Annotated in this window: 11 protein-coding genes and 1 riboswitch; of the genes, 8 read left to right on the top strand and 3 right to left on the bottom strand. The window is 75.3% G+C overall.

The window, feature by feature from the left end; translation table 11 throughout:
- Window positions 1–59: 59 nt before the first annotated feature.
- Window positions 60–455, top strand: coding sequence for a VOC family protein (locus ACZ407_RS19620; protein WP_468129804.1), 396 nt, complete (start codon window positions 60–62; stop codon window positions 453–455).
- 46 nt (window positions 456–501) lie between these two features.
- Here the strand turns inward: ACZ407_RS19620 and ACZ407_RS19625 are convergent, their stop codons facing one another.
- Window positions 502–1,920: a hypothetical protein gene (locus ACZ407_RS19625; protein ID WP_468129806.1), complete on the bottom strand. Its 1,419-nt coding sequence runs from the start codon at window positions 1,918–1,920 to the stop codon at window positions 502–504.
- Between the two features lie 128 nt (window positions 1,921–2,048).
- The gene (locus ACZ407_RS19630) at window positions 2,049–3,176 is read right to left on the bottom strand and encodes an alpha/beta hydrolase (RefSeq protein WP_468129808.1); all 1,128 of its coding nucleotides are present in this window, start codon (window positions 3,174–3,176) and stop codon (window positions 2,049–2,051) included.
- 296 nt (window positions 3,177–3,472) lie between these two features.
- On the opposite strand from ACZ407_RS19630, the gene ACZ407_RS19635 reads away from it, so the two are divergent.
- From ACZ407_RS19635 to ACZ407_RS19665, 7 genes are all read left to right on the top strand, one after another.
- Window positions 3,473–4,738 carry an inorganic phosphate transporter gene (locus tag ACZ407_RS19635; RefSeq protein WP_468129810.1) on the top strand — a complete coding sequence of 422 codons (1,266 nt, stop codon included), beginning with the start codon at window positions 3,473–3,475 and terminating at the stop codon, window positions 4,736–4,738.
- Between the two features lie 29 nt (window positions 4,739–4,767).
- Window positions 4,768–4,989, top strand: coding sequence for a hypothetical protein (locus ACZ407_RS19640; RefSeq protein ID WP_226736621.1), 222 nt, complete (start codon window positions 4,768–4,770; stop codon window positions 4,987–4,989).
- Window positions 4,990–5,197: 208 nt separating this feature from the next.
- A riboswitch (cobalamin riboswitch) is annotated at window positions 5,198–5,321 on the top strand.
- A 56-nt stretch (window positions 5,322–5,377) separates the two neighbouring features.
- Entirely contained in the window at window positions 5,378–6,346 is a 969-nt protein-coding gene (locus ACZ407_RS19645) for a cobalamin biosynthesis protein (RefSeq protein ID WP_468129812.1), read from the top strand.
- On the top strand, window positions 6,343–7,863 hold the full coding sequence (locus tag ACZ407_RS19650) for a cobyric acid synthase (protein ID WP_468129814.1): 1,521 nt from the start codon (window positions 6,343–6,345) through the stop codon (window positions 7,861–7,863). The genes ACZ407_RS19645 and ACZ407_RS19650 overlap by 4 nt, the downstream gene beginning before the upstream one ends.
- A gap of 133 nt (window positions 7,864–7,996) precedes the next feature.
- Window positions 7,997–10,087: a putative cobaltochelatase gene (locus tag ACZ407_RS19655; RefSeq protein ID WP_468129816.1), complete on the top strand. Its 2,091-nt coding sequence runs from the start codon at window positions 7,997–7,999 to the stop codon at window positions 10,085–10,087.
- A complete protein-coding gene (gene cobO / locus ACZ407_RS19660; protein ID WP_468129818.1) occupies window positions 10,087–10,686 on the top strand; it encodes a cob(I)yrinic acid a,c-diamide adenosyltransferase in 600 nt (199 codons plus the stop codon). The genes ACZ407_RS19655 and cobO overlap by 1 nt, the downstream gene beginning before the upstream one ends.
- On the top strand, window positions 10,683–12,212 hold the full coding sequence (locus tag ACZ407_RS19665) for a cobyrinate a,c-diamide synthase (RefSeq protein ID WP_468129820.1): 1,530 nt from the start codon (window positions 10,683–10,685) through the stop codon (window positions 12,210–12,212). Before cobO ends, ACZ407_RS19665 begins: the two co-directional genes overlap by 4 nt.
- A 14-nt stretch (window positions 12,213–12,226) precedes the next feature.
- Here the strand turns inward: ACZ407_RS19665 and ACZ407_RS19670 are convergent, their stop codons facing one another.
- Window positions 12,227–13,045 carry a ZIP family metal transporter gene (locus ACZ407_RS19670; protein ID WP_468129822.1) on the bottom strand — a complete coding sequence of 273 codons (819 nt, stop codon included), beginning with the start codon at window positions 13,043–13,045 and terminating at the stop codon, window positions 12,227–12,229.
- Window positions 13,046–13,060: the final 15 nt, after the last annotated feature.

A 13,060-nucleotide genomic window follows, 5' to 3' on the forward strand; every position in this document is an offset into this window, starting at 1 on the left:
TGTGGCGTGGGTCACGCACCGCGGGGCCGGGGGCCGCGCGACGAGAGGAAGCGATCTCCATGGCAGGTGTTCCGTCCGTCTGTCCGACACTGCTCTACGCGGACGCGGCGGCGGCCGTCCGGCAGCTCACCGAGGCCTTCGGATTCACCCGGGTCGCGGTGTACGAGGGTGACGACGGCAGCGTGATGCACGCGGAGCTGGCGTACGGCAACGGCGTGGTGATGCTCGGCAGCAAGGGCCGCGGCGGGGTCTTCGCCACGGCGATGGCGGATGCCGGGCCGGCCGGGGTCTACGTGGTGGTGGAGGACGTGGACGCGCACCACGCCCGGGCCGTGGAGCACGGGGTGGAGGTCCTGATGGAGCCCGCCGACCAGGACTACGGCTCGCGGGACTACTTGGCGCGCGACGCGGAGGGGAACATCTGGAGCTTCGGCACGTACGCGCCCTCGCTCTGAGGGACCCGTCCCGGGCGGCCCGCCCCGGCCGGGGCGGGCCGGGTGGTCAGTGCCCGCCGGTGTGCACCTGGAAGGCGGCCCGGCGGACGGCCTTGGCGAGGGCCGGGTCGGGGTGGGCGGCCGCGAGGGCGATCAGGACCTGCACCGTGCGCGGGTGCCCCACCGCGCGCACCTCGTCGAGGAGCTGCGGAACGGTGGTGCGGACGGCCGCGTCGAGGTGGCGCACCAGGACCTCGGCCTCGCCGTGGTCGGCGACCGCGGCGGCGGTGTCCACCCAGAGCCAGGTGCTCTCCTCGCGGGTGAGCACGTCCTGGGCGTCCTCGGGGTCGGCCCCGTCGTGCTCGGCCAGCCAGAGCAGGGCGTAGGGGCGCAGGGTGGGCTCCTTGACCGCGGCCCGGACCTCCGGTTCGGCGGGGGCGCCGACCACGCGCAGGGCCTCGAAGGCGAGCCCGCGCACGAGCGCGTCCTCGCCGCGGGCGGCCTGGAGGAGCTCGGTGACGGCGCTGCCGACGGGCCGGGCGGCCAGCCAGGCGCGGTACTCGGCGCGGGCGGGTCCGGGGGTGAGCCGGGCGCAGCCGCGGAGCATGTCGGCGGCGGACCCCTCGATGTTGCCGGCCGGGCTCTGGGCGGCGACGCAGATCTGCTCCAGCTTGACCCAGACCGCCCAGCTGCCGAGGGGGGTGAGGGTGGCCCGGGCGGGACCGAGGGTGAGCGCGTCCACGGCGCCGAGGCAGCCGAGGGCCCAGCGCAGCAGGCGGGCGAGGGTGGCGGCGTCCGGGGCGGCCGCCTCGGGGTGCGCGGCCTCCTCGGCGGTGCCGTCGTAGGGGACCTCGCAGCGCTCGTCGCGGAGTTCGGCCACCCGCTGGCCGAGCATGTCGAGCAGTACGGGGACGGTGACGGGGCCCGCGGAGAGCTGGAGCAGGGAGAGCAGCTGGGGCATGGCCTCGACCACCTCGGCGACGGCGGCCGGTGCGATGCCGTCGGGTGCGGGGTGGATGAGGGACCAGGCGTCGAAGACGGCGACCCAGCCGCGCAGCACCGCCGAGTCGTCGCGGTCCCAGGCGTGCAGCCGCCAGCCGGGGCGGGCGCTGCCGCCGTGCACCTCGACGAGTCCGGAGAGCCGGGCGCGGTCCCAGCCGACCCGGACCTGGCCGGACGTCAGGCCCAGCCGGGCGGAGGCCTGTTCGACCTCGGCGTCGCCGAGCAGCGGGCCGGTCGCGGTGGCTTCGGCGGAGGGGCGGGCGGTGCGCTGCTCGGCCCAGCGGGCGAGGCGGGCCGCGTCGGAGAGTGAAGCCCTGGCCCGGCGGGCGAGTTCGGCCGTGCCGGGAGTCCCCTGCGGCGGGCGGGGTGCGGGCCGGGTTCGCCGGTTCGCCACCGCCGTGCGCGCCTCCGCGATGGAACGCGGCGGGACGAGTCGGAGTCTGGAGTCGCGAGCCAACTGCTCATCAGGCTTTCGGGACGTCACGTGAGCAGTCTCGCCGGTCGGCCGCCGAAAGCCCAAACGGAATCGGCCGTTGCCACTGCGGACATACGGCTCACAACAGGACATTCGAGACCGTTGCGCTATCGATACGCCGGAACTCCGGCGGAACGTCACATCAGAGGGGTGAGGAACCGCCGGAGCGCCTCCTCGTACGCCTGCGGTGCGGCGTTCCACATCGCCCCGTGCGGGGCGTCGGCCACGGGATGGAGGGTGACGAGTCCGGGGCGGCGCTCGGCGAGGCTGCGGGAGAGCCCCCAGGGGGCGAAGAAGTCCCCGGGCCCGTGGAAGATCAGGACCGGTACCCGCAGGGCGGCGGGATCGGCGGCCTCGGGCAGCCGGTCCCCGCGCAGCCCGGCCCGGCCCTCGGCGGCCCGGACGGCGAGCGGGACGAGCGGGGCCGGGGTGCGCCGGGCGGCGGCCAGGGCGCGCAGGGTCAGGTGCCAGTCGAGGACGGGCGAGTCGAGGACCATCCCGGCGATGCGGTCGCGCAGGGCGGAGCGGGACGCGGCGTGCAGGGCCATCGCGGCCCCGGTGGACCAGCCGTGCAGGACGACCCGCTCGGCGCCGAAGCGGACGGCGTAGCGGATCGCGGCGTCGAGGTCCCGCCATTCCGATTCGCCGAGGTGGCCGAGGCCGTCCGGGGAGGCCGGGGCCCCGAGGTCGTTGCGGTAGGCGAGGGCGAGGACCGGCAGCCGGTGCCGGTGCAGGAAGGGCATGAGGTTCATGGGGTGCTCGCGGGTGGTGCCCAGCCCGTGCACCGCGATCACCCAGGTCCGGCGGGCGGCGGGGACGAACCACGCGGGCATGGCGCCCAGCTCCCCGGGCACGTCCACGTCGGCGTGGTCGAGGCCGAGTGCGCTGCGCGGGTCGCCGAGGTGGAGCTGCGGGGTGAGCCGTACCCGGGTGCCCGGTTCGAGGCGGCCGTGGGTGACGCGCAGGAGCCGGCGGACGACGGTGTCCGGGTCGTGCGGGGCGTCGGCGAGCACGGGGCCGACCACGGCGTGCACCCCCGGGGCGTCGAGTCCGTAGACCCCGGGGAGCAGTGCGGTCAGGGAGCGGGTGAGGGCCACTCGCCCGTCGGCGGCGGAGTGGACGCTCAGCCGGGGCCCGCCGGGCAGGGGCCGGCCGGGAGCGGGCCGCAGGGCGGCGTCCCCGGCGAACCGGCCGGCGGCGACCGCGGCCGCTCCGGCTCCGATCAGGGTCGTGACGGCCGCTGCCGTCGCTGTAGCGGTGCGCACGGCTCCAGTGTCGGGCGGGCCGGTCGGACCGGCCAGTCCGCGGAGTGATCCCGGTCTCCCCGGAGCAGCCGCCGATCCCGTCGGAACACCCCCCGAAGCCTTCCGGTTGCATTCCGTTTACCTGCGCCTGACCTGCACAAACACGGGGGAAAGGGAGGGATTCCGATCGAATCGCCCAGGGAGGGAGGGGTCGGCCTCCGAATCGGTACACCGAGCCGCCCGTCCCAGTTCATCTTCTGTTCACTCAGGTTGCCTACGGTCGCCGTGCCACTGACCTCAAACAGAAGCCTGGGTAAATGGAGCACATAACGCTTCTCCTCGGGATCGTGATCGTCACCGCTCTCGTGTTCGATTTCACGAACGGTTTCCACGACACTGCCAACGCGATGGCCACCACCATCTCGACCGGCGCTCTCAAGCCCAAGACGGCGGTGGCCATGTCCGCCGTGCTCAACCTCGTCGGCGCGTTCATGTCCGTGGAGGTCGCCAAGACGATCTCCAAGGGCCTGGTCAACGAGGAGGGCATTCAGCCAGAGGTGATCTTCGCCGCCCTCGTGGGCGCGATCCTCTGGAACCTCGTCACCTGGCTGGTGGGCCTGCCCTCCAGCTCCTCGCACGCCCTGATGGGCGGCCTGATCGGTGCGGCCGTCGCCTCCGCGGGCCTCGGCGCCGTCAACGGCGACACCCTCGTCACCAAGGTGCTCATCCCGGCCGTGGCCGCCCCGGTCGTCGCCGGCGTGGCAGCGATGCTGGCCACCAGGGTCACCTACCTGTTCGGCGGCAAGGTCGGCGAGAAGACCTCCGCCAAGGGCTACCGGGCCGGGCAGATCGCCTCGGCCGGCCTCGTCTCCCTCGCGCACGGCACCAACGACGCGCAGAAGACCATGGGCATCATCACCCTGGCGCTCATCGCCGGCGGCGCCATCGCGCCCGACGCGAACCCGCCGGTCTGGGTCATCCTGTCCGCCGGTCTCGCGATCGCCATGGGCACGTACCTGGGCGGCTGGCGCATCATCCGCACCATGGGCAAGGGCCTGACCGACCTCCAGCCGCAGCAGGGCTTCGCCGCCCAGACCTCGGCCGCGACGGTCATCCTCGCCTCCTCGAACCTGGGCTTCTCCCTCTCCACCACCCACTCCTGCTCCGGTGCGGTCATGGGCGCCGGCCTCGGCCGCAAGGGCGGCGTGGTCCGCTGGTCCACCGCCACCCGCATGTTCGTCGCGTGGGGCCTGACCCTGCCGGCCGCGGCCCTGGTCTCCGCCGGTGCCGAGCTGGTCATGCGCACGGGTGACATCGGCGTCATCGCCGTCACCGTCTTCCTCGTCGGCTCCTGCTTCGCCATCTGGCGGATCTCGCGCCGCCAGGTCGTCGACCACCACAACGTGAACGACACCGACACGGACGACGAGACCCCCGGCGTGGTCACCACCGCCATCGCGGCCGTCACCCCGCCCCCGGCGGGCACCACCGCCGCCGTCACCGACGAGGACCTGAAGGCCACCATCCCGGCCCCGGCCCCCGCCCACGGCGAGACCCCGGCCGCCCCGGCCGCCGCGGTCTGACGGCCGGACCAGAACAGAGGATCAGCAGCATGAAGATCGACTGGGCAGCTCTCGGCTCCGTCTTCGGAGTCAGCCTCGGCGCCACCGTGGCCCTCGTGGCCCTCTTCACCATCGGCCTCGTCGGCCTCTCGAAGCACGAGGCCGCCGTCGAGCAGGGCGGCACCGCCACCGTCGCCCGCACCGGTGCCTACGCCGCCTTCGCGCTCTGCGCCGCGGCCGTGGCCTACGGGATCTACCTGATCGTCAGCTGACGACCGCGGAAGCTCCCCCTGAGGACTCCTCCGGGGGAGCTTTCGCGTACCCGCGGGGAGCGCACCGCAGGGCCGGTGTGCGCCCCCGTCGCCGTCCGGCCGCGGTCCGGCTGTGGGCCTGCGCACACTGCGCCTTCGCAGGTCAACGGCGAGTTGACGGGCCATTGCGGTGCGTGGTGGACTGCCCGGGCCAACACGGCGGCAGGAGAGGAAGTCCGGTGCGAATCCGGCGCGGTCCCGCCACTGTCACCGGGGAGCTCTCCCCCACCGTGCGTCACGGCCCCGCGGGGCTGGAAGGCCGGGGGAACAGCCGATCCGGGAGCCAGGAGACTCTCACCGCCGGTCACGTCGAACCAGGGCGCGGACCCTGAGTGAGGACATACACGCCATGCGTGCCGATCGCGTTTTCGCGTACGGCGCGGCGGCCGGGCTGATCGGCGACCGGATCCTGGGCGATCCGCGCCGCGGGCACCCCGTCGCCGCTTTCGGCCGTGCCGCCGCCGCCGTGGAAGGCGTCCTGTGGAAGGACGCGCCCCACGAGCAGCGCGCCCGCGGCGCCCTGCACACCCTGGTCTGCGCCGGGGGCGCGGCCGCCCTCGGAGCACTGGGCGCCCGCGCCGTGCGCCGCCGGCCGGCCGCCCTGCGGATCGCCCTGACCGCCGCCGCCACCTGGACCGTCGTCGGCGGCACCTCGCTGGGCCGGGAGGCCCGGGCCATCGGCGGGGCGCTGGCGGCCGGGGACGGGGAGGTGGCCCGGGAGCGGCTGCCGCACCTGTGCGGGCGCGACCCGCACTCCCTCGACGAGCAGCAGATCGCGCGCGCCGTGGTCGAGTCCGTGGCCGAGAACACCTCCGACGCCGTGGTCGGCGCACTCGTGTGGGGAGCCCTCGGCGGGGTCCCCGGACTGCTCGCCTTCCGCGCCGTCAACACGCTCGACGCGATGGTCGGCCACAAGTCCCCCCGGTACCTGCGCTACGGCTGGGCCTCCGCCCGCCTGGACGACCTGGCCGGCTGGCCGGGCGCCCGGCTCACCGCGGCCGCGGCCGTACTGGCGGGCCCGGACCGTCGGGGGGCGGTCCGGGCCTGGCGGGCCGACGCGCACAAGCACCCGAGCCCCAACGCCGGCCCGGTGGAGTCCGCCTTCGCCGGCGCCCTCGGCGTCCGGATGGGCGGCACCCTCGCGTATGCGGGCCGGGTCGAGCACCGGGCGGTGCTCAACGGCGCGGCGGGCCGGCCGGTCGAAGTCGCCGACATCGAACGGGCGGTACGGCTCTCCCGGCGGGTGACCTGGCTCGCGCTGGGCGCCTGCGTGGCGGGCCGCTCGCTCGTCTCCTACGCACGGAAGGGACGCCGATGAGCACGGGGGCACTGGGGGGCGGTCTGCTGGTCGCCGGCACCACCTCGGACGCGGGCAAGAGCGTGGTCACCGCGGGCATCTGCCGCTGGCTGGCCCGCCAGGGGGTCAAGGTGGCCCCCTTCAAGGCCCAGAACATGTCGCTCAACTCCTTCGTGACCCGCGAGGGCGCAGAGATCGGCCGGGCCCAGGCGATGCAGGCCCAGGCGGCCCGGGTGGAGCCGACCGCGCTGATGAACCCGGTGCTGCTCAAGCCGGGCAGCGACCGCAGCAGCCAGGTGGTGCTGCTGGGCAAGCCGGTCGGCGAGATGAGCGCGCGCGGCTACCACGGCGGGCGGCAGGAGCAGCTCCTCGGCGTGGTCACGGACTGCCTGGCGCAGCTCCGGGGCACGTATGACGCAGTGATCTGCGAGGGGGCGGGCAGCCCGGCCGAAATCAACCTGCGCCGGACCGACATCGTGAACATGGGCATCGCGCGCGCCGCGCGGTTCCCCGTCGTGGTCGTCGGGGACATCGACAAGGGCGGGGTCTTCGCCTCCTTCTTCGGTACGACGGCGCTGCTGAGCCCCGCGGACCAGGAACTGGTCGCCGGCTACCTGGTGAACAAGTTCCGCGGGGATGTGACCCTGCTGGAACCCGGCCTGGAGATGCTGCGCGGGCTCACCGGCCGCGAGACCTTCGGGGTGCTGCCCTTCCGGCACGGGCTGGGCATCGACGAGGAGGACGGGCTGCGGGTCTCGCTGCGCGGGGCCGTGCGCGAGTCCGCGGTCGCGCCGCCGGTCGGCGAGGACGTGCTGCGGGTCGCGGTGTGCGCGGTGCCGCTGATGTCCAACTTCACCGATGTGGACGCGCTGGCCGCCGAGCCCGGCGTGGTGGTGCGGTTCGTGGACCGCCCCGAGGAGCTGGCGGACGCCGACCTGGCCGTCGTGCCGGGCACCCGCGGCACGGTGAAGGCCCTGGAGTGGCTGCGCGAGCGCGGGCTGGCGGACGCGCTGGCCCGGCGGGCCGCCGAGGGGCGGCCGGTGCTCGGCATCTGCGGCGGGTTCCAGGCCCTGGGCGAGGTGATCGAGGACGAGGTGGAGTCCCGGGCCGGCACGGTGCCGGGCCTGGGGCTGCTCCCGGTCTCCGTCCGGTTCGCCGTGGAGAAGACCCTGGCGCGACCGGTGGGCGAGGCGCTCGGGGAGCCCGTCGAGGGGTACGAGATCCACCACGGCGTGGCCGAGGTCCGGGGCGGCGAGCCGTTCCTGGACGGGTGCCGGGTGGGCTCGGTGTGGGGGACGCACTGGCACGGCTCGCTGGAGAGCGACGGCTTCCGCCGGGCCTTCCTGCGCGAGGTCGCGGCCGCCGCCGGGCGCCGGTTCGTGCCGGCTCCCGACACGTCCTTCGGGACGCTGCGGGAGGAGCAGCTCGACCTGCTGGGCGACCTGATCGAGGAGCACGCCGACACGGATGCGCTGCTGCGGCTGATCGAGTCGGGGGCCCCGGCGGGGCTCCCGTTCGTACCGCCGGGGGCGCCGTGAGCGCGCGCGAGGCGCCACCGCGCCCCCGGGGCTCTGCCCCGGACCCCGCGCCCCGAGCGCCGGCGGGGCTGGGAGTTGCCGCGGAGCCGGATGTTCCGGCCGGGCTGGAGATGTGGGATGAAGGAGTGAAGCTGTGAGCACGCCCTATCCGTTCACCGCGGTGGTCGGTCAGCAGGACCTGCGGCTGGCCCTGCTGCTGAATGCCGTGAGCCCGGCAGTCGGCGGGGTGCTCGTACGCGGGGAGAAGGGCACGGCCAAAAGCACGGCCGTGCGCGCCCTTTCCGCGCTGCTGCCCCCGGTCCCGGTCGTGACCGGCTGCCGGTTCAGCTGCGACCCGGGCGGGCCCGATCCGCAGTGCCCGGACGGCCCGCACGAGGGCGTCGAGGGCAGTGCCCGACCCGCGCGGATGGTGGAACTCCCCATCGGCGCCTCCGAGGACCGGCTCGTCGGTGCCCTCGACATCGAGCGGGCCCTCGCCGACGGGGTGAAGGCCTTCGAGCCGGGCCTGCTCGCCGACGCCAACCGCGGCATCCTCTACGTGGACGAGGTCAACCTGCTCCACGACCACCTCGTGGACGTCCTGCTGGACGCGGCCGCGATGGGCTCGTCGTACGTGGAGCGCGAGGGCGTCTCCGTCCGCCATGCCGCCCGGTTCCTGCTCGTCGGCACCATGAACCCGGAGGAGGGCGAGCTGCGGCCGCAGCTGCTCGACCGGTTCGGGCTGACCGTCGAGGTCGCCGCCTCCCGCGAGCCGCAGCAGCGGGTCGAGGTGGTCCGGCGCCGACTCGCGTACGACGCCGATCCCGAGGCCTTCGCCGTCCGCTGGGCCGGGGACGAGGCGGCCGTGCGCGACCGCGTGACGGCGGCCCGCGCCCTGCTGCCCGCGGTGGTGCTCGGGGACGCGGCGCTGCTCCGGATCGCCGCGGTGTGCGCCGGGTTCGAGGTGGACGGCATGCGCGCCGACATCGTGATGGCGCGCACGGCCGTGGCGCTGGCCGCGTGGGCCGGGCGCACGTCCGTGCGCAAGGAGGACGTCCGGCAGGCCGCGCTGCTGGCGCTGCCGCACCGGCGCCGCCGCAATCCGTTCGACGCGCCGGGTCTGGACGAGGAGCTGCTCGACCGGATCCTCGACGGTTTCCCGGACGACGAGCCGGAGCCCGAGCCGGACCCGGAGGGCCCGGGGGACGGCGGTCCCGAGGGCGGTCCGGACGGCGGTCCCGACGGCGGCGGGGTGCCCCCGCAGGGCGGTGCCCCCGACGGTCCGCAGCAGGCGGAGGCCCCCGAGCCCCCGCAGCAGGAGCCGGCCGCGCAGGAGTCCGCGGCCCGGGAGCCCTCGCCGCAGACCGGGCAGGGCGGTACGGCGCCCGAGCAGGCCGCCGTACGGGCCGCGGAGCCCTTCCGTACGAAGGTGCTCAGCGTGCCCGGGCTCGGCGAGGGTGCCTCCGGGCGGCGCTCACGGGCCCGTACCGCGCACGGCCGGACCACGGGCGCGCACCGGCCCCGCGGTCAGCTGACCAAGCTGCACCTGGCGGCGACCGTGCAGGCGGCCGCCCCGCACCAGCGGGCCCGCGGGCGCTCCGGCCCCGGGCTGGTCGTCCGCCGGGACGACCTGCGGCAGGCGGCGCGGGAGGGCCGGGAGGGCAACCTCGTGCTGTTCGTCGTGGACGCCTCCGGGTCGATGGCGGCGCGGCAGCGGATGGGCGCCGTCAAGGGCGCGGTGCTGTCGCTGCTGCTGGACGCCTACCAGCGGCGCGACAAGGTCGGCCTGATCACTTTCCGCGGCGGCTCGGCCACCCTGGCCCTGCCGCCCACCTCGTCCGTGGACGCGGCCGCGGCGCGGCTGGAGCAGCTGCCCACCGGCGGCCGCACCCCGCTGGCCGCCGGGCTGCTCAAGGCCCGCGAGGTGCTGCGCATCGAGCGGCTGCGGGACCCCTCGCGGCGGCCGCTGCTGGTCGTGGTCACGGACGGGCGGGCCACGTCCGGCCCGGACGCGCTGGGGCTGGCGGCCCGTTCGGCACGGCTGCTGGCCGCCGAGGGCACCGCCTCGGTGGTCGTGGACTGCGAGGCGGGCCCGGTGCGCCTGGGCCTCGCCGGCCGGCTCGCGGCCGATCTCGGCGGGCCGGCCGTAACCCTCGACGGGCTGCGGGCGGACTCGATCGCGGGCCTGGTCAAGGACGTACGCACGGCTTCGGACATCAACCACCACAACAGGAGGGCCGCGTAATGCCCCAGGGACAGCCGACCGTCATCCCGGACGACGGTCTGACGACGCGCCAGCGCCGCAACCGGCCGCTGGTCTTCGTGCACACCGGCCCGGGCAAGGGCAAGTCCACGGCGGCCTTCGGGCTGGCGCTGCGGGCCTGGAACCAGGGCTGGCCGATCGGGGTGTTCCAGTTCGTCAAGTCGGCCAAGTGGAAGGTCGGCGAGGAGAACGCCCTCAAGGCCCTCGGCGAGACCGGCAAGGGCGGCAGCGTGGTCTGGCACAAGATGGGCGAGGGCTGGTCCTGGGTGCAGCGCGACGCGCAGCTGGACAACGAGCAGGCGGCGCGCGAGGGCTGGGAGCAGGTCAAGCGCGACCTGGCGGCCGAGACCCACCGGCTGTACGTGCTCGACGAGTTCGCGTACCCGCTGCACTGGGGCTGGATCGACACCGACGAGGTGATCGAGGTGCTGCGCAACCGGCCCGGCACCCAGCACGTGGTGATCACCGGCCGGAACGCGCCGGAGAAGCTGGTGGAGTTCGCCGACCTCGTCACCGAGATGACCAAGGTCAAGCACCCCATGGACACCGGTCAGAAGGGCCAGAGGGGCATCGAGTGGTGAGTGTGGACGTCCCCCGGCTGGTGGTCGCCGCGCCCTCTTCGGGCAGCGGCAAGACCACGGTGGCCACCGGGCTGATGGCGGCCTTCGCGGAGCGCGGGCTCGCCGTGTCCCCGCACAAGGCCGGGCCGGACTACATCGACCCGGGCTACCACGCGCTGGCCACCGGCCGTCCGGGGCGCAACCTGGACGCCTTCATGTGCGGGCCGGAGCTGGTCGCCCCGCTGTTCGCGCACGGGGCGGCGGGTTGCGACCTGGCGGTGGTCGAGGGGGTCATGGGCCTGTACGACGGGGCCGCGGGGCGGGGCGAGCTGGCCTCGACGGCGCACGTGGCGAAGCTGCTGAGGGCGCCGGTGGTGCTGGTCGTGGACGCGTCCTCGCAGTCCCGGTCGGTGGCGGCCCTGGTGCACGGGTTCGCCTCGTTCGACCCGCAGGTGCGGATCGGCGGGGTGATCCTCAACAAGGTCGGCTCGGACCGGCACGAGGCGATGCTGCGCGAGGCGCTGGACGAGGCCGGCATGCCCGTGCTGGGCGTCCTGCGCCGGGCCCCGCAGGTGTCGGCGCCCTCCCGCCACCTGGGCCTGGTCCCGGTCGCGGAGCGCCGCGCGGACGCGCTGGACTCCGTACGGGCCCTGGCCGAGCAGGTCCGCGCGGGCTGCGACCTGGAGGCCCTCCTCGCCCTGGCCCGCTCGGCCCCGCCCCTGCCCTGCGAGACCTGGTCCCCGGAGCGGGCCCTGACCTCAACGGCGGCCGCCACCCCGGCCCCGCCGGGGTTCGAGGCGCACCGGGGGCCGACCCCGGCCGCGCCTGCCTCCGAGACGCAACGGGGGCCGAATCCAGCACCGCCGGCGTTCGAGGCGCGGGGGTCCGGGGGCGGAGCCCCCGAAACCCGCCGCGGCCTGATCGCCGTCGCCGGCGGCCCCGCGTTCACGTTCTCGTACGCCGAGCACACGGAACTGCTCCGCGCGGCCGGCGCCGAGGTGGTCACCTTCGACCCCCTGAAGGACGAGGCCCTTCCCCAGGGAACGACGGGCCTCGTGATCGGGGGCGGCTTCCCCGAGGTCTACGCCCACGACCTCGCGGAGAACGAACCTCTCCGCAAGGCCGTGGCCGAACTGGCCGCGGCCGGCGCCCCCGTGGCCGCCGAGTGCGCGGGCCTGCTCTACCTGGCCCGTTCGCTGGACGGCAAGCCGATGTGCGGGGTCCTCGACGCCGACGCCCGGATGTCGGAGCGCCTGACCCTCGGCTACCGCGAGGCGGTCGCGGTCTCGGACAGCGTGCTCGCCCCGGCCGGGACCCGGCTGCGCGGCCACGAGTTCCACCGCACGGTGGTCGAGCCGACCGCCGGCCCGGCCCCCGCCTGGGGGTTCACCCACCCGGAGCGCCGGGTGGAGGGCTTCGTTTCGGGCGGGGTGCACGCCAGCTACCTGCACACGCACTGGGCGGCGGAGCCTTCGGTGGCCGCCCGGTTCGCGGCCGCGTCGGCGGCGTACGCCCAGGGCGGAACGCGGGGCGGCGCGCGGCCGTGAACCCGCCGCGCCGGTCACTCCGCGATGCCCACCACCAGCCAGATGCCGGCCACGCCGGCGACCGTGCACAGGAGGGTGGACAGCGCGGGGTGCCGGTGGTGCGCCTCGGGGAGGATCTCGGCGGCGGCGAGGTAGAGCAGGGCGCCGCCGAAGAACCCGAGATAGGCCCCGAGCGGTTCCTTCGGAAGAGTGAAGAACAGCGTGGACGCGGCGCCGACGACGGGGGCCAGCGCATCGGCGAACAGCATCGTCACGGCCTTGCGGCGGGCGTTCCCGTAGAGGCTGGTGAGCGTGTACGTGTTGAACCCGTCGGCGAAGTCGTGGGTGATCACCGCAAGGGCCACGGCGGTCCCCATGCCGCCGCCGACCTGGAAGGCCACGCCGAGGGCGACCCCGTCGGCGAGGCTGTGCCCCACCATGGCGGCCGCGGCGGTCAGGCCCACCTGCGGGGTCCGGCCGCCGGCGATCGCGTCCCGGGGACCGGGGCCCGCGGCACCGCCGTCCGTGTGACTCTCGCCATGTCCGTGCCCGTGGCCGGGCCCGCCCCGGTGCCCGTTCCCCGCCCCGTGCGCGGCGTGCCGGACGGCGAGCAGCCGCTCCACGACGTGGGCGACGAGGAACCCTGCCACGAAGAGCAGCAGGGCGGCCGGCACCCCGAACACCTCGTCCCTCGCGGCCTCCAGGGCTTCCGGCAGCAGGTCCAGGCCCACCACGCCGAGCATCAGCCCGCCCGCGAGGCCCAGCACGAGGTGCCGGCGGTCGGTGACGCGCTGAGCCGTCCACCCGCCCGCCAGCGTCATCAGGAACGCGCCCAGAGCCACGATCACCGCCATCCCCCTTGCTTACAG

Source organism: Streptomyces sp. NPDC030809 (assembly GCF_055572195.1).